The 16,503-nt window shown below is 70.6% G+C and carries 15 protein-coding genes; 8 read left to right on the top strand and 7 right to left on the bottom strand.

The window, feature by feature from the left end:
* The first annotated feature begins 1 nt into the window (after position 1).
* The 4 genes from ACFYPM_RS05820 to ACFYPM_RS05805 are packed head-to-tail and all read left to right on the top strand — an operon-like array spanning position 2 to position 4,296.
* Positions 2 to 1,954 (top strand): MFS transporter, encoded by a 1,953-nt coding sequence (locus ACFYPM_RS05820; protein WP_387191687.1) that lies wholly within the window; start codon positions 2 to 4, stop codon positions 1,952 to 1,954.
* Positions 1,951 to 2,508, top strand: a complete 558-nt coding sequence (locus tag ACFYPM_RS05815) for a hypothetical protein (protein ID WP_387191685.1) — start codon at positions 1,951 to 1,953, stop codon at positions 2,506 to 2,508. Before ACFYPM_RS05820 ends, ACFYPM_RS05815 begins: the two co-directional genes overlap by 4 nt.
* Positions 2,472 to 3,683 (top strand): M23 family metallopeptidase, encoded by a 1,212-nt coding sequence (locus tag ACFYPM_RS05810; RefSeq protein ID WP_387191683.1) that lies wholly within the window; start codon positions 2,472 to 2,474, stop codon positions 3,681 to 3,683. Before ACFYPM_RS05815 ends, ACFYPM_RS05810 begins: the two co-directional genes overlap by 37 nt.
* A gap of 13 nt (positions 3,684 to 3,696) precedes the next feature.
* Positions 3,697 to 4,296 carry a hypothetical protein gene (locus ACFYPM_RS05805; RefSeq protein WP_387191681.1) on the top strand — a complete coding sequence of 200 codons (600 nt, stop codon included), beginning with the start codon at positions 3,697 to 3,699 and terminating at the stop codon, positions 4,294 to 4,296.
* Positions 4,297 to 4,298: 2 nt separating this feature from the next.
* On the opposite strand, the gene ACFYPM_RS05800 is transcribed toward ACFYPM_RS05805, so the two are convergent.
* Positions 4,299 to 4,856, bottom strand: coding sequence for a hypothetical protein (locus tag ACFYPM_RS05800; protein ID WP_387193346.1), 558 nt, complete (start codon positions 4,854 to 4,856; stop codon positions 4,299 to 4,301).
* 194 nt (positions 4,857 to 5,050) lie between these two features.
* Here ACFYPM_RS05800 and ACFYPM_RS05795 point away from each other — a divergent pair, with 194 nt between their 5' ends.
* Both ACFYPM_RS05795 and ACFYPM_RS05790 read left to right on the top strand, forming a co-directional pair.
* Complete coding sequence (locus ACFYPM_RS05795) at positions 5,051 to 7,630, top strand: FtsK/SpoIIIE domain-containing protein (protein ID WP_387191679.1); 2,580 nt, start codon at positions 5,051 to 5,053, stop codon at positions 7,628 to 7,630.
* Positions 7,631 to 7,658: 28 nt separating this feature from the next.
* Positions 7,659 to 8,378: a hypothetical protein gene (locus ACFYPM_RS05790; protein WP_387191677.1), complete on the top strand. Its 720-nt coding sequence runs from the start codon at positions 7,659 to 7,661 to the stop codon at positions 8,376 to 8,378.
* A gap of 100 nt (positions 8,379 to 8,478) precedes the next feature.
* Here the strand turns inward: ACFYPM_RS05790 and folE are convergent, their stop codons facing one another.
* From folE to ACFYPM_RS05770, 4 genes are all read right to left on the bottom strand, one after another.
* Positions 8,479 to 9,138, bottom strand: coding sequence for a GTP cyclohydrolase I FolE (gene folE / locus ACFYPM_RS05785; RefSeq protein ID WP_387193343.1), 660 nt, complete (start codon positions 9,136 to 9,138; stop codon positions 8,479 to 8,481).
* 35 nt (positions 9,139 to 9,173) lie between these two features.
* The gene (ftsH, locus tag ACFYPM_RS05780; protein WP_387191675.1) at positions 9,174 to 11,192 is read right to left on the bottom strand and encodes an ATP-dependent zinc metalloprotease FtsH; all 2,019 of its coding nucleotides are present in this window, start codon (positions 11,190 to 11,192) and stop codon (positions 9,174 to 9,176) included.
* A 474-nt stretch (positions 11,193 to 11,666) separates the two neighbouring features.
* Entirely contained in the window at positions 11,667 to 12,242 is a 576-nt protein-coding gene (hpt, locus tag ACFYPM_RS05775) for a hypoxanthine phosphoribosyltransferase (RefSeq protein ID WP_387191673.1), read from the bottom strand.
* A 100-nt stretch (positions 12,243 to 12,342) separates the two neighbouring features.
* Complete coding sequence (locus ACFYPM_RS05770; protein ID WP_355032650.1) at positions 12,343 to 12,492, bottom strand: hypothetical protein; 150 nt, start codon at positions 12,490 to 12,492, stop codon at positions 12,343 to 12,345.
* A gap of 138 nt (positions 12,493 to 12,630) precedes the next feature.
* Here ACFYPM_RS05770 and ACFYPM_RS05765 point away from each other — a divergent pair, with 138 nt between their 5' ends.
* Entirely contained in the window at positions 12,631 to 13,593 is a 963-nt protein-coding gene (locus ACFYPM_RS05765; protein WP_387191671.1) for a GlxA family transcriptional regulator, read from the top strand.
* An 80-nt stretch (positions 13,594 to 13,673) separates the two neighbouring features.
* Complete coding sequence (locus ACFYPM_RS05760) at positions 13,674 to 14,381, top strand: hypothetical protein (protein ID WP_387191669.1); 708 nt, start codon at positions 13,674 to 13,676, stop codon at positions 14,379 to 14,381.
* Between the two features lie 38 nt (positions 14,382 to 14,419).
* Here the strand turns inward: ACFYPM_RS05760 and tilS are convergent, their stop codons facing one another.
* Together tilS and ACFYPM_RS05750 are read right to left on the bottom strand one after the other, a co-directional pair.
* Positions 14,420 to 15,412: a tRNA lysidine(34) synthetase TilS gene (tilS, locus tag ACFYPM_RS05755; protein WP_387191667.1), complete on the bottom strand. Its 993-nt coding sequence runs from the start codon at positions 15,410 to 15,412 to the stop codon at positions 14,420 to 14,422.
* Between the two features lie 10 nt (positions 15,413 to 15,422).
* Positions 15,423 to 16,493 carry a zinc-dependent metalloprotease gene (locus ACFYPM_RS05750; protein WP_387191665.1) on the bottom strand — a complete coding sequence of 357 codons (1,071 nt, stop codon included), beginning with the start codon at positions 16,491 to 16,493 and terminating at the stop codon, positions 15,423 to 15,425.
* Positions 16,494 to 16,503 lie beyond the last annotated feature (10 nt).

Genomic DNA, 16,503 nt, shown 5'->3' with positions numbered 1-16,503 from the left:
CATGGCGAGGGCCTGGGCAAGGATCGCGTCGTTCCTGCTCGCCCTCGGCGTACTGGCCGGGGCCACCGTCACCTGGCCGCTGATCGGCGCGCAGGCCGCAGCCGCACCGCCTGCCGCTCAGGCCCGCGCCGACCTCTGCACGACCGCGGAATGGCAGGCCGACTTCCGCGCCTGCGTGGGGAAGCTGAAGCAGGTCAGCGATTCGGAGATCGACTGTCGGAAACCGCCTGTGCCGTCGGCCCCGGACTCAGGCTTGGCCGGATGGTTCTCATCCCGCCCGGATTCGTCAAAGTTGCCCGGGCCAAAGGGCCTTTACAGCGACTACGGCTACGGCGGCTACAGTTTCAACACCTATGACGTGGATGGCGGGTGTGCCTCTACCATTCTCCATCCGGATTATAAGTTCACCACGACCGTCTCTAATGGTGAGCTCATGATGGCCACGGCCGTCGTAGGCGCCTCGAACGCTCTGCGGGAACGTGCCTGGGATCCACGCGAGATGTGGAAATGGGCCGACCCGCTGGTGGAGAAGGCCACCAAGGCCGTCTACCAGAAGGTATTCAGCGTCTTCGGGATCATCACGCTCTGCGTCGTGGGCCTTTACCTCCTCTGGCGCTCCCGTCAGTCGGACATGAGCAATGCGATGACGACAGCAGGCTGGGCACTACTGGTCATGGTGGCGGTCACCGCGTTGGCTGCCTGGCCGGTCAAGTCAGCGAACGTTGCCGACGGCACTCTGATCACCTCTCTCGGTGTCGTGCACGACGCCATAGGTCCGGCATCCAGGGACACCCCGCCGGATCGCTGTGCCGTTCCAAACCCAGAAGCTTGTGTCGACAAGCGGCCGCCAGCGGTCCGGGCCAGTGACACTGCCACCGAATCCATGCTCTACCGCAATTGGCTACGGGGAGTCCTTGGCTCAGCAGACAGCGAGACGGCCCGCAAGTATGGCCCCGCCCTCTACGACGCGAAGGCGTTCTCGTGGGAGGAGTCGGAGAAGCTGCGCGCCAACCCGGCCACCCGTCCCGGGACGATCAAAGCCAAGCAGCAGCAGTGGATGACAGTCGCTGAGCAGATCAAGGCGGAGGACCCGGAGGCGTACGAGTTCCTGACGGGAGCTCGCGACATGGACCGCATCGGCTCTGGATTCATTGCGCTGCTCGCGGCCGTGCTCTTCGCGATGTTCGACCTGACCGCCTCGGTGCTGGTTCTGCTGGGCTTTTTGATCTTCCGCTGGGCGGTGATCGCGGCACCGATCCTGGGCACAATCGGGCTTCTCCGGCCGGCCAGCGCGGGCCTTCGACGTTTGGCGAACGCCGTGGTCGCGGCGGTCTTCAACATTGCCATCTTCGGCACCGGCGCAGCCATCTACCTGTTCGCGGTCGATCTGATCATGAGTTCGCCCGCCCTGCCGGGCTGGCTCCAGGTGGTGCTGGTCTGGCTATGCGGCGTGGTCGGCTGGCTGCTGCTGCGACCCTACCGGCGGATCACCCAACTCGGCGGCAAGGACAGCAGCGAGGCGGTCAGCTCGGCTGGGTCCTGGCACCGCCGGTTCTTCCGGGACATACGTGTCGCGGCGCGCCTCGATGCGGTGGAGCCGGGCGGCACCGCTCAACCTGTGGGCGGCCGTCGCCGGTCACCGGACGCGGAGCAGACCCGGCTACGCCCGGAGGCACGAATGGAGGACCCGGCTCCAACACCGACCGTCCCGACCGCTGGCGGACGCACCGAGTCCGGGCGGCCGGACGGTCAGGAACGCCCGGACGAGACGCCTTTGCAGCAGTCCGGCGGCCGACGCGGCTCGGTGCCGCCTCAACCCCGCCGGCGACAACCAGCGACCTGGACCGAGCCCGACGTGCCTGCCGAGAACCCGTCGTTCGTGGTCTATCGACCGGGCTCCACGGAGCGTGTACCCGACCGCACCGGGCCGCGGGTGCGCTCAGAGGCACGGTGACGACGATGCGACGAGCGCTGGAGTTTCTCGTCACCCGGGGGCTGCGGTCCCGACTGGGCGTGGCGCTCGTGATCGCGGTGCTAGTCCTTGGCGTGATCGGGGCAGCCCGACTCGTTTCCGGCGCAGCCGACCCCGCAGAAGGGTTGAGCAGTCGGCCGAACCAGCCGGTCAGCACCGTAGACCCAACGGCTGGCGCAGACGGCGTGCTGTCCACCGAGACGCCGCCGACGCCGCTGACCCGACCCGGCGCCCGCACACCCGAGCAGACCGCCGAACGATTCGCCGCCGCCTGGCTCGGCCGCCCCGGAATGACCGCTGAAGAGTGGCACGCCGGCATGCGGCCGCTCTCCACGCCGGCACTGACCGAGAAGTTGAACGGTGCCGAGCCCGCGACCGTGCCCGCCGAGAAGGTCACGGGATCCCTGACCATGCGGCAACGGACCGAGACCTTCGTCGAGATGCTACTTCCCCTCAACGCCGGGCAGCTCCGGCTGGAACTAGTCGCCTCTAACGGAGCATGGCTGGTCGACGTGTTGGACTGGGAGAGGCCGTGAACGACGTTGGCAGTGGCGTCACACACCGTCGGCACCTCCGACTCGGTCTGATCGCCGCAACGCTTACCGGGTTGCTGCTCCTCCTGTGCTGCACCGGAGGCACTGCGGCGTTCTTCCTCACCGGGCTCGGCGGCGAAGATGCGAAGGACGGGGACGACCCGGCGGGCTGGGGATGCGGACCGGTCCGTCCGGTGAACATCACCGGCAAACTGCCACGATTCACCGAATACGGCGACGGGCAAGTCCGCAACGCAGCGATCATCATCAAGGTCGGTCAGGACATGGGTGTACCCACCCGGGGCTGGGTGATCGCCTTGGCCACCGCGATGCAGGAGTCCGCCCTGCGCAACCTGGCGAACAGCACGGTGCCTGCGTCGCTGGCACTGCCACACGAAGGAGTCGGCGCCGACCACGACTCGCTGGGCCTGTTCCAGCAGCGGCCGGGGTGGGGCACGGTCGCCGAGCGGATGACACCCGCGTACACGGCCCGGAAGTTCTACGAGAAGCTCGTCAAGATGCGGGGTTGGCAGCGCCGCCCGCTGACCTCGGTAGCGCAGCAGATTCAGGTCAGCGCCTATCCGGACGCGTACGCCAAACACGAGGAGCTGTCCAGCCGGATCGTGGACGCGCTGGCCGGAGGCGCCGCCCGTACCGTCGAGATCAACGGCAAGGCGGTGTGCAACGCGGCTGAGCGTGGCGAGATCGCTGCCTCCGGCTGGACCGCGCCGATCCCCGGCGACGTCGGCTCCGGCTTCCGCACCGCCAGCCGACCCGGCCACGACGGGGTCGACATTGGCGCGGCCAAGGGGACGGAGATCCGCGCCGCAGCGGCCGGCCGGGTGCTGGTCGCCAAATGCGACCCGGACCACCGCCAGCGTGAGGACTGCGACGTAGACGGGTTCCCCGACAAGGGTGGCTGCGGCTGGTTCGTCGACCTGCTGCATGCGGGCGGCTACATCACGCGGTACTGCCACATGGTGGTCCGGCCCCGCGTCAGAGAAGGGCAGATGGTTGCTGCCGGTGAGGTGATAGGCCAGGTGGGCAGCAGCGGCAACTCGTCCGGCCCGCACCTGCATTTCGAGGTGCACCTTCGCAACAACCGCAACTCCTCCGGCGCCGTGAATCCGGTCCCGTTCATGCACGACCGGGGCGCTCCGCTGCGTCGTCCGGCGTGAGGCCACCACGGGCATGACCGGACCTATGCCGGACCCCTTCGCAGACCAGCCCGACTGGGCGCCCCGGCCACCCCGCCCGCTGGCCATGGTTCCCGCCACCGATCGGGTGGAGCTACGCGGACGACGGGTGCTCGTCGGTCTGCCGGGGTTGGGTTGGCGAGGAGATCTGCGCGCGGACGACCGGGTGGTGCAGAGCGCTCGGACTTATGTGCCGGTGATTCCCGAGCACGAGTGGTATCGAGCCGAGGCCGACCAGGTCGAGGTATTCGCACCGCTGGTGCCGGTGGAACGCGTCTGGGTGGAAACCGTTGGCAACCGGCCGGAGTCGGAGAGTCCCCGCGAAACCGGCATCCGGCTGGTCTCGCTGGACGGCCCGGCACACCGGGCTCCCACGCCGGTCTTCGAGGCCGACGCCGTCACCGGCCGCCGGGTGGTGCACGTCGAGGGCGGTCTGGAGCGCCGGGATCTGCGCGCGGTCACCGAGACCTACTCGGGTGCCGAGGGGGACATCTGCGTCCGGATCACTCCGGAGGTGGAGTGGTACCGCTGGGCCTGGCGCGGCCAGTCGCCCACCACGTTGGAGGTTCCGGTCCATCTGCTGTGGATCGAATGACGTCAACTGGCTTGCGCCCCACCGCAGACTCGCCAGCCATCGTCGCGCTGAGTTTCAAACCGCCAGGGCTGACGATCGCTTTGATTCATACCGTCCACTCGAGCAGAAATGATAAGCGTGACTTCGACGGCTGCGGCCTCATCCTGCTTCTGGACGCTGAGGCTCCCCCAACTGACGGCAATTGTGACGCCGAAACGCTTCTCACGCGCGAGTAGATCGGTCCGTAAGGACCGCATCGCCTCCAACTGAGATCCGCCCTCGCAGGTAAAGAGGTCTGCTCTCGCGTCGTTGCGATCGACGAGAAACGCGCGCAGATAGTTGTCGACCACCACGTCGGGAGCGCTGCGGTCCGGGGCGGACGCGCGGTGGTACAGCACAAGGCCAGTGGCGAGGCCGCCGAGGCAGAGCAGCGCAAGCACCCCGGCGACGACCGTGAGCATCGTCCGCATTCGGCGGGGCGGCGGCTGCGTCTGTGGCGGCACCGGGGCAGGCGGCAGCTGCTCGGATGATGCCCGTTGGGCCGGTACGTGGGAGACCTGGGAACCGGCGGGGGGCTGCACTGATTCCACCTCCTGACGTTAACGGCTGGAGGCCCCGGAGCCAATGCCCCAGATCCAGCGGATCGTCACGGACCCCTACCCAACGGTGAGATCTACGACATCACCGGCGCAGCGCCGTGCCACCTCCCGGAGGAGCAGCCTCGGCTGGGATACCGTCTCTGCTCGGGAGGGGTTGCCAACCTCGGGCAGAGGGGGTGGATGCGGTGGCCGGTCCAAAGGCACGCACGAACCGCGCCGCTGCCCTGCATCGCCGGGCGGCGGCAGTCGCCACTGCTGCCGCCGGAATTCTGGACGAGACGCGGCCGGCTCCCGCCGACCAGCGCCGCCAGTACGAGCTGGCCGATCGACTCCGGGAGGCCGCCGCGCGGTTGGCTCCGGGCTGGGCGGGCGCTGCGTTGGACTCCCTCACCGTGGACTCTCCGGCGGGTGACGGCCCGCCGTCGTTCGTCCGGGTCGGCACGGCGGCGCCGTTGGACGACGCGCGTTTTCCCGCGTTGGTGCCGCTGGTTGGCACCGGTCATCTGAGCGTGGACGCCGACGCTCGGGAGCCACGGGTGGCGGGGTTGCTCCGGGCCGTACTCCTGCGGTTGTTGGCGGCGACGCCGGCGGGTGCGCTGTTGATTCGGGCGGTGGATGCCACGGGTTCGGCGTTGACCCCGTTCGGGGCGCTCGCTGATGCTGGCCTGTTGCCGCCGCCTGCGGTGGATCTGGCGGGGTTGCGCGCGGTGCTGACGGAGGCGGAGCAGTGGGTTACTCCGGGGGCGAGTGGGCGACGTCGGCACGATCGCACGCTGCTGCTCGTGTTCGCCGCTCTGCCGGAGTCGACGGGTCCGACCGATCTGGCGCGGATCGAGGCGCTCGCCGAGCAGGGGCCCGCCGCCGGCCTGCATCTGGTGGTGGCGGGTTGGCCTCCGGCCGGCCCGTATGCGACGCGGGCAGCGCTGCCGCACAGCACCGCGCTGCCGCACAGCACCGCGCTGGCGCTGCGCAACTCGTACGCGTTGCTCGGTGATCCGCCGGGGGCGTCCTTCGCGAGTCCGGGCGTGGACCCGCCGGGCGGACTGAACTCGCCGGTCTTCGTCGAGGTGGACCCGCCGGTCGAGCTGGTCGACGGGGTGTGTCGACGGCTTGCGGAGCAGGTGGAGGCCGGTTCGCGGTTGGGGTTGGTGGCTCTGCTGCCGCCGACGGGTGAGCGTCTCTGGGAGGCGGATTCCACGGACGGGCTGACCACGACGGTCGGTGATGCCGGGGGCCGGTCGGTGCCGCTGGGTTTCACCGAGCTGACCCCGCACTGGCTGGTCAGTGGACGGTCCGCAGCGGGTCGAGCGGCGTTCCTGACCACCGCGTTGCTGGGGTTGGCCGCCCGGTACGGTCCGGACGAGTTGGCGCTCTACCTGGTGGATCTCGCCGATGGTGAGTCGTTCGTGGAGTTTCTGCAGACCGAGCGGGACCGGTCGTGGATTCCGCAGGTGCGCGCTGCGGCGATGGCCGCCGATCGGGAGTACGTCCGGGACCTGCTCGACGAGTTGACGGCCGAGGTGCAGCGCAGGGCGGAGGCTGGGGCGCGGGCCGGCGGCCAACGTTTCGCGGAGTTGCGTCAGCACCAGCCGCTGCCCCGGATCGTCTGCGTGTTGGACAACGTGCCGTTGCTCTTCGCCGAGCGGGACCGGCTGGCCACCGAGGTGGCCGCCCAGCTGGACGGGTTGGCTCGGGCCGGTCGGGCGTACGGCGTGCACCTGGTGTTGGCCGGTGCGGGCGAGTTGGGGTTGAGTGCCCGCGCCGATGCGGGTCACCGGGATTCTGTGCTCGGGCAGTTTCCGGTGCGGGTGGCGCTGCCGGGTGGCAGTCCGGTGTTGGAGCCGACGAACGACTCGGCCGCCGGGCTGCCGGTGGGCAGCGCGGTGGTGAACACCGCAGGCGGGCTCGGCGGCCCCCGGGGCGCGATCCGAGGTCATGAACGGCTGATCCGGCACCCCGATCCGCAGGACCACCCGGCGGTGGTGGAGGGGCTTCGGCACGAGCTGTGGGAGGCCCGGCCGGCCGGGTCGGTGCCGCCTGTCGTCTTCGCCGGGTACGCTCGCCCGCTGCTCGGCAACGATCCGCGGTACCGGGCGGCGTTGGCGGGGCAGTCGCACGGGCCGGCCGCCCTGCTGGGCCGCGCGGTCGACGTGGCCCGTTCGACGGTCGCCGTACCGTTGGGGCCGGCCGCGGGTCGCAACCTCGCGGTGCTCGGGTCGGGTGCCGCGGCGGGCGGGTTGCTGGCGACGGCGGCCCGGAGCACCGCGGACCATCACGCGCCGGGCACCGCCCGTTTCCTGGTGGCGGTGCCGGATCCGGGAGCTCGGGCGCTGGCGGAGGCGTTGACTGCGGAGTTGGCCGCCCGGCATCCGGCCGAGCTGGTGGATCTGCCGACGCTGCTCGCGGCCCCGGCCGACGACGTGCCGACGTATCTGGTGGCCTTCGGGCTGGACCGGCCGGGCCCCCGGGAGGTGCCGGTGGACCGGTTGCGTGCGTTGTTACGCAACGGACCGCCGACGGGGAGGCACCTGTTGGGTTGGTGGCGCGCGGTGCCCCCGTTCGCCGCGCTGTTCGAGCCGGCGGGCGAGGTTGACAAGTTGGCCGCCGTGGCCGTGCTGGACGTGCCGGTCGCGCAGCTCAGCGCAGTCTTCGGTCACGCGGTGGAGTGGCAGGCGCGCCCGGACCGGGCGGTGCTCTGGGACGGTCCGGACGAGCGGGGCACGGTCCTGGTGCCGTTCGCCGACGAGGCCGGGTGATCCGGTGGCGCGGGCAGGGGATGTCGAGATGAGTCCGACGGCGACGGCGACCGGGCCGGGGCGCCAGCGGGTTGCCGCGTCGAACGGGGACTCCGCCCCGGCGGCGGTCGAGCCCAGCACGGCGTGGGCGGAATACCTGGCCGCGGCCCGCCAGCTGGACGGGGTACGCCGCAGCGCGGCTGCCGCCGCCGGTGAGCAGGCCCGGTCGGCGGAGACCGCCCGGGAGGAGCTGACGGTGGTCCGTACCGGCCTGGCGAGCCAGCAGGAACGGCTTCGCGAGTTGGGCGTACCAGCGATTTCCCTGGTGCCGTCACCGCCGGAGGTGACCGAGGCGTCCCGGTCGATGGCGGGCGGTCCGGCGGCCGTACTGGCCGCGCTGCGGGCCGCGCGGGGCTGGGCCGAGGCGGCGGACGTCGTCCTGGCGGCGCGGCCCCGGTTCCGGCCGGGATCCTGGCCCGCGCGGGTGCGCAATCTTCTGGTGTACGGGCCGCTGGCGCTGGTGGTGCCGCTGATCCAGGTCGCGGTGTACGCGGCGACGGGGGTGGGACCGGCCAGTGTGGCCGCGTTGATCTCTGGGCTGCCGATGCCGGCGGTCGCGTTCGTCGCTGGCTGGGTGGGCATTGGGCGGTTGTTCCGGGTGAGCCCCGCCGAGCGACTGGACCGGACGGTGCGTCTCGGCGCGCTGGTGTGTCTGGTGCCGGCGGTGCTGGTGACGGCCGGCCTGCTGCTGGTCCTGCTCGCCGGGTGACCTGCCCGGCTGGTCGGCGCCGGGCAGGAGAGCCGACGGATGGGAAGGCGACGGCCGGCCGTCCCCCGCAAGGGTCGGCCGGCCGGGTTGCGTCGGACTGTCAGCGGGGGATGATCAGGGACATTGCCTCGGCTCGCGACTTGGAGTCCGACTGCAGGACGCCGCGCACCGCCGACGTGATGGTCTTGGCTCCGGATTTCTGGATGCCACGCATCGCCATGCACATGTGCTCGCACTCCAGCACGACGACGACGCCGCGGGGGGCGAGTTTGCTCATCAAGAGGTCGGCGACCTGCGAGGTGAGCCGCTCCTGCACCTGGGGCCGGCGGGCGAAGACCTCGACAAGTCGGGCCAGCTTGGACAGGCCGGTGATCCGCCCGTCCGGCCCGGGGATGTAGCCGATGTGCGCGCTGCCGCGGAACGGCAGCAGATGGTGTTCGCAGAGGCTCATCACGTCGATGTCCCGGACGATCACCAGCTCTTCGTGGTTGGCCTCGAAGGTGGTGCTGAGCACCTGGGCCGGGTCGACCCGCAGGCCGGCGAAGAGTTCGGCGTACGCGCGGGCGACCCGGGCCGGGGTCTGTTGGAGCCCGTCGCGGTCGGGGTCCTCCCCGACGGCGATCAGGATCTCGCGGACGGCTTTCTCGATCCGACCCAGGTCGACGGCGTCCTCGACCGGGCGGCCGGTCAGCCTGCCGCTGATCAGCCGCGCGGCGACGTAGTCGAGGTCATCGTCGGGTTCGGTCGCGGAGACGGCCAGCTCCCGGTGCGGGGAGCTGGCCGTCGGGTCGTTGCTCAGTGCGTGCCGTCCGAGTTGTTGGACGGCGCTCCGCCACCGACGGACGCCTGTGCGCCGTCAGCCTCGGCCTGCGCCTTGAGCTTGTCCTTCTCCGTCGGGGTGAGCACGGGCGGCTCGGTGGACGGCTGGCGCTTGCCGAAGCCGTTGTACGGCGCCAGCGGCGGGCGCTTGACCACCCGGGAGCAGATCCGCGCCATGTCGGCCGTGGAGAGGGTCTCCTTCTCCATCAGCTCGAGCACGATGTTGTCCAGGACGTCCCGGTATTCCACCAGGATCTCCCAGGCCTCGTCGTGCGCCAGCTCGACAAGTGCCCGCATCTCGCCGTCGATCTCGGCGGCGACCGAGTCGGAGTAGTCCCGCTCGTGGCCCATGTTGCGGCCGAGGAACGGCTCGTCTCCGCTGGTGCCGTACTTGATCGCACCGAGCTTCGAGCTCATGCCGTACTGGGTGATCATCGCGCGGGCCAGTTGGGTGGCCTTCTCGATGTCGTTGCCGGCACCGGTGGTGGGCTCGTGGAAGACCAGCTCCTCGGCGGCCCGGCCGCCCAGCGCGTACGCCAGGGTGTCGATCATTTCGGCGCGGGTCTGGGTGTACTTGTCCTCGGTGGGGAGCACCAGGGTGTGGCCCAGCGAGCGACCACGCGACAGGATCGTCACCTTGTGCACCGGCGCGGCGTGCGGCAGCGCCCAGGCGACGAGCGCGTGCCCACCCTCGTGGTACGCGGTGATCTTCTTTTCGTTGTCGCTCATGACGCGGGTCCGTCGCTGCGGACCCGCGACCACCCGGTCGATCGACTCTTCGAGCGAGTCGTTGCTGATCGCCCGCTGGTCCTTGCGGGCGGTGAGCAGGGCCGACTCGTTGATGACGTTGGCCAGGTCGGCGCCGCTGAAGCCCGGGGTGCGCCGGGCCACCGCGTCGAGGTCGACGTCGGGCGCGAACGGCTTGCCCTTGGCGTGCACCCGCAGGACGGCCTTGCGGCCCTCCATGTCGGGGGCGTCCACCGGGATCTGCCGGTCGAACCGGCCCGGGCGCAGCAGCGCCGGGTCGAGGATGTCCGGCCGGTTGGTGGCGGCGATCAGGATGACCCCGCCCTTGGTGTCGAAGCCGTCCATCTCGACGAGCAGCTGGTTGAGCGTCTGCTCACGCTCGTCGTGACCGCCACCCATGCCGGCGCCGCGGTGGCGGCCGACGGCGTCGATCTCGTCGACGAAGACGATCGCCGGGGCGTTGGTCTTGGCCTGCTCGAAGAGGTCGCGGACCCGGCTGGCGCCGACACCGACGAACATCTCCACGAAGTCGGAGCCGGAGATGGAGTAGAACGGCACCCCGGCCTCGCCGGCGACGGCGCGGGCCAGCAGCGTCTTGCCCGTACCGGGCGGGCCGAAGAGCAGCACACCCTTGGGGATCTTGGCACCCAGGGCCTGGTACTTCGCCGGGTTCTGGAGAAAGTCCTTGATCTCGTGCAGCTCCTCGACGGCCTCGTCGGCACCCGCGACGTCCGCGAAGGTCGTCTTCGGAGTGTCCTTGGTGATCATCTTCGCCTTGGACTTGCCGAAGTTGAGCACCCGGGAGCCGCCACCCTGCATCTGCGACATGAAGAACAGCAGCAGCAGGACGAGCAACGCGATCGGAAGGAGGTTGACCAGCAGGCTCACCCAGATGCTGTCCGAGGAGACCTTGGCGTCGGCCGGGCCGGTGACCCGGTTGGCCGCCTTGGCGTCCAGCACCTCGTTCCAGATCTCGTCACCGACCTGGTACGGGAACTGAGCCTCGATCTTGTTGGTCTCGGTCTTGCCGAACTTGGTCTTCTGGGCCAGGTCCAGTTGGAGCGTCTGCTCCTTGTCCTGGAAGATCACCTTGTTGATCTTGGCGGTGTGGAGCTGGTCGAGCGCAACGGAAGTGTCCACGCGGTGGTAACTGGGACCAGCGGTGAACAGTTGACTGAGCACAACTGCGCCGAGGATGACCAGGATGATCCAGACCACCGGTCGGCGGAAGAAACGCGTACGTTCCATACTGTTGTCGAGCGCCGGAGCGCCCGCATCCTCCTGATCGACGTCCTGACCATCTGATTGGTGTCGCCGCGGTGAGCGACGGTCGAAGCTGCCATGCGGGGCGACCTCGACCCCGAGACGCGAAAACTGCCGCGCCGCGGTCATTCGACGGTACACCGTGTACGCGAGGAGCGAGCCCGCGAGCCCCGCACTGGGCGCACCTTTCATATCGATGGCACGCACCGTGGGCAGGCCCACCAGCCCCGCGACCCGCGTACGACGGGTCCGGGTGGAAACCGGCGTGGCGGGGAGTCCGGCCCGGCCACCCGACGGCCCGATCACGCGGCCGAGGGGGTCGGGCGCGGAGAAACCTCCGGGCCACCGGGTCCACGGTAGCCGCAAGAGCTGAGAGCGCGCTGAACGTCGGCTCGATGAATGCCGATACGAGTCGACCTCATGCCACTCCGGGTCACCCCGGCGGGCTCGCGACCGGCCTCAGGAGCGGGCGTAGACCTCGGGCTTGAGCACCCCGACGTACGGCAGCTCCCGGTAGCGCTCAGCGAAGTCCAGCCCGTAGCCGACCACGAACTCGGTGGGGATGTCGAAGCCGACGTACTTGACCGGGACGGGCACCTTGACCGCGTCCGGCTTACGGAACAGCGCGACGACCTCCACGCTTGCCGCCGAGCGGGACTCCAGGTAGCGCAGCAGCCAGGAAAGGGTGAGCCCGGAGTCGACGATGTCCTCGACGACCACCACGTGCCGGCCGGCGATGTCCCGGTCCAGGTCCTTGAGGATGCGGACCACCCCGGAGGAGGTGGTGCCCTGGCCGTAGGAGGAGATGGCCATGAAGTCCAGCTCGGCCGGGGGGCCGTTGCGGCCCAGCGCCCGCGCGAAGTCCGCCATGAACATCACGGCACCCTTGAGCACGCACACGAGCAGCAGCCCGTCGTTCACGTGGGAGTAGTCGGCGGAGACCTGCTTGGCCAGCTCCGCCGTCTTCTCGCGAATCTGCGCCTCGGAGATGATCACGTGGTCGATGTCGGCGTCGTACCAGGAGCCGTCAGCCATGACTCCTAGCCTGCCGTACGTCGGATGGCCTCCGTCGGCGGGGCCGCACCTTTTGGCGCGGTCCCGCCCGGGATTTTTTGGGCAAAAGACGCTAAACGCATCAGTTCGTACGTGACCGCCAGCGGCGGCCGTCGTCGCTGGGCTTCCAGTCCGCCGAATCGTGGCTGTCGACGGTCAGGCCGGCCGCCGAGGCGGCGACGAGCAGGACGAGGAAGAGCAGGAAGAGCAGGAACTCCATGGCGGCGCTCACTTTCGCATGATTGCTGTCGGTTTCGCCGCCGGTGCGCACCGGACTGAGACCAGTCTGCGACCTCTCGCGCCGACCAAACAGTGGCAGGAATGCCATTGGTCATCGATTTACTGCCACCAGTCGGGTTACCCTCGTCACATGCTCCGGTCCATCGCCGTGCTCGCCCTCGACCAGGTCGCCCCCTTCGAGCTCGGCGTGCTCGCCGAGGTGTTCGGCACCGACCGCACCGCCGACGGTTTTCCCGGCTACCAATTCCAGGTGTGCAGCCCCGACGGCGCTCCGGTGCGTACGTCGTCCGGCTTCCACCTCACCCCGCACGCCGACCTCGGCCCGGTCGAGGAGGCCGACCTGGTGGCTGTTCCCGCGCACAGCCAGGGCACCACCGTTCCCGACCCGGTGCTCGACGCGCTACGACGGGCCGACGCCCGCGGCGCGTACCTGTTCAGCGTCTGCTCGGGCGCCTTCCTGCTCGGCGAGGCCGGCCTGCTCGACGACCGGGAATGCACGACCCACTGGCGGTACGTGGACGAGTTGCAACGCCGGCACCCACGCGCCCGGGTGCGCTGCAACTCGCTCTACGTCCAGGACGGCCGGTTGCTCACCAGCGCCGGCACGGCGGCCGGCATCGACGCCTGCCTGCACCTGATCCGCCAGGAGCACGGCTCGGCCACCGCGACCCGACTGGCGCGACGGATGGTGGTCCCGCCGCACCGCGACGGCGGCCAGTCCCAGTACGTCGAGGCGCCCATCCCGAAGGCGCCCGAGGCACCCACCCTGGAACCGGTGCTGGAGTGGCTGATGGGTCACCTGGACCGGACGATCACGGTCGAGGAGTTGGCCGCCCGCGCCGGGATGGCACCTCGCACGTTCGCCCGCCGGTTCCGCGCCGAGACCGGCACCACCCCGCACGACTGGCTCACGAACCAACGGGTGCTGCTCGCCCGGCGACTGCTCGAAGAGACCCCGTTGAGCGTGGAGGCCGTCGCCGACCAGTCCGGTTTCGGCGACGCCGCAGCGCTGCGCCACCACTTCACCCGCCGGGTCGGCGCCACCCCGCACAGCTACCGGACCACCTTCCGGGACCGGGCACACAGCGGCTGACATCGCCGCCCGGTAAGGCGCACCCGTTCGGCAATCGACCCGCACTGGTCAAGACCAAGACCTCCGGGAGTGAGGCGGAGATGGATGACGTGGACCCCGGACGGAAGGCTGCCATGGATCCCGCCGAGCTGACCGACATGCTGCGGGACTGGACGTCCGACCCGGTGGCGGTCCGCGTGGACGACGCCGGACACCTGCCGGGCCCGTGGCGGCCGATCGTCATTGCCGCCGAACCGGCCGAGCGCCGGGAGACCGCGATGGCCCTGTGGAACGCCGGATTCCTCCGTCTCGTACCCCGATTCGCCGCCGTGCTCCGCGACCGGCTGGTCGACGTCGTCCCCTACCGCACCGCCGACGGTCCGGCCCTGGTGTACGTCGTACGGGCCGACGACGGCCAGTACGTGCCATGGGTCGGCTACGACCCGCGCACCTTCGAGCAGCCACCGTTCTGGGCGGACTTTCCGGAGCCGTTGCGGGAGTTCCTCCGCGACGTACACGCGGGCTTCGTCTCCGGGGCGCGGACCGGATTCGGGCCGGCCCGTCCGGAGCAGATGCTGACCCTCGCCGAGATGGCGGACTACCCGGACGGCATCCCGGGATGGGACGAGGACAGCGACATCTCCTCCACCCGGCTGCTGCGGATCAGCTCCGACGGGGGCCTCCTCTTCTACTGCCTCTCCCCCGACCTGCCGCCCGGCGACCTCGCCCTGGTCTACGAGGGCGACGTCGACCCCCGCGATCTCGGGGCCGAGTTGGACGAGTTGATGACGCAACGCCTGCAACGCTGACCGCGTCGATCGAGCGCGCTGCGAGCTGGATGCCGGCGTCAGGTCGGGGTAACCGGCGCCAGCCGGTCGGCGCGGCGGAGCACCCGGACACCCCCGGGCAGATCGGTGGGACCCTGACCATGCCACGCGGTGACCAGTGCTTCCAGGGCGTTGACGTGCCGGTGCGACAGCGCTCCCGGCAGGGCGCCCACCTCACGCGCCCAGGAGTGCAGCACCCGGCCACGCACCGCGGGGGCCAGACCGGCCAGCGCGGGCACGGAGAGGCCTCCCTCGGGGTGCCGTGCCCCGGCCAGCGCCGTCGCCGCCACCTCGTCGAGCGCGGCGTTGTCAGCCGCCACCAGACCGGCGGTACGCGCGAGGTTGTCCACCACGCCGGGTCCGAGCGCCCGCACCAGCGCCGGCAGCAGGTCGGCCCGCACCCGGGAGCGGGCGTACGACGGATCGGTGTTGTGCGGGTCCTGCCAGGGGCTCAGCCCGAGCACGGCACAGGCGGCGCGTGTCTGCGCCCGACCGATCTCCAGCAGCGGACGCAGCAGCGGCACCCCGTGAAGGTCCCGCCGGGCGGGCATTCCGGCCAGCCCGCGGGGACCGGCACCCCGGGCGAGCGCCAGCAGCACCGTCTCCGCCTGGTCGTCGCGGGTGTGCCCGGTGAGCACCGCGACCGCGTTCTGCCGCCGGGCCACCTCGGTCAACGCCTGGTAACGAGCCTCCCGGGCGGCCGCCTCCGGCCCGCCTGGACGCCCCGCCACCTCCACCCGCACGGCGGTCGCCGACGCGTACCCGAACCCACCGGCCCAGGCGGCCACCGCCTCGGCGCGCTCTGCGGAGCCGTCCTGCAAACCGTGGTCGACCGAGACCAGCACGGCGGCCCGACCCAGCCGCGGTGCCACGAAGGCGGTGGCCGCCGCGAGGGCGAGCGAGTCGGCTCCGCCGGAGCAGGCGACAAGCACCGGCCCACCGGACGGCAGACCGGTCAGGGCGCGACGGACCGCCACCCGGATCGCGGCCACTGGCGGGGCGAGCGCGGCCACCGCTGGGTGGTCAGCCAGCTGCCCGAATGGTGCCGGCCGGGCCGTGCACCCGGGCCACCCAGGCATCCGGGTCACCCAACTCGGACAGCCGGGGCAGCGTGAGCGGCGAGTTGAAGATCGAGTTGAAGCCGTCCATGCCGACCCGCTCCACCACGCCGTGGACGAACTTGCGCCCCTCGGCGTACTGGCGCATCTTGACGTCCACCCCGAGCAGCCGGCGGATGGCCTTCTCCAGCGGGTTGCCCGCCTCCCGACGTTGGTTGAACGACGCCCGGATCCGCTCCACGCTCGGGATCACCTGCGGACCAACTCCATCCATCACGAACTCGGCGTGCCCCTCCAGCAGGGTCATCAACGCGGTGAGTCGGTCCAGCACCGCCCGCTGCGCCGGGGTCTGCACGATGTCCAGCACACTGGTGCGGCTCTCCGGGTCACGGACCGCCTCGGACAGCGTGGCCACCCCGCGCCGCAGGCGCTCGACGACATGCTCACTGCCGCTGGACGAGGCGTCGACGAACGCCTGCACCTCGCCGAGGAAATAGGCCCGCATCCACGCAACGGCGGTGAACTGGGTCCGGTGGGTGACCTCGTGCAGGCACACCCAGAGCCGGAAGTCCCGCGGGTCCGCACCGAGCTTGCGCTCCACCTCGACGATGTTCGGTGCGACAAGCAGCAGTTGGCCCGGGTCGGCCGAGAAGACCTCGTACTGCCCGAGCACCCGACCGGAGAGGTACGCCAGCACGGTGCCGGCCTGCACACCGGTCAGCCGCGAGCCGACCGCCTCGGTCAACGCACCCGGCTGCTTGTCGCCGGAAAGCCGGCTCACCAGCGGAGTGATCACCTCGCGAAGGCCGGCGATGTTCGTCGCCGCCCAGTCGCGCCGGTCGACCACCCGGACCGGCGGATGCGCCACCTGCGCCCGCAGCCCCGTGTAGTCGGCCACGTGCCCGGCCGCCTCATCGGTCAGCCGGCGCAGGTCGCCGACCACGTCGGTGGCCTCGGAGTACGACACCCGGGGGCCCGACTTGCTCAACGCCCCCGCGGTGGCGGCGGCCAGATCCCAGTCCACGAACTGCGCCATGGACCCACCG

The organism is Micromonospora sp. NPDC005203, assembly GCF_042872705.1.
In the GTDB taxonomy this organism is placed as follows: Bacteria; Actinomycetota; Actinomycetes; order Mycobacteriales; family Micromonosporaceae; genus Micromonospora.
This window is presented reverse-complemented; position numbering and strand designations above follow the sequence as displayed.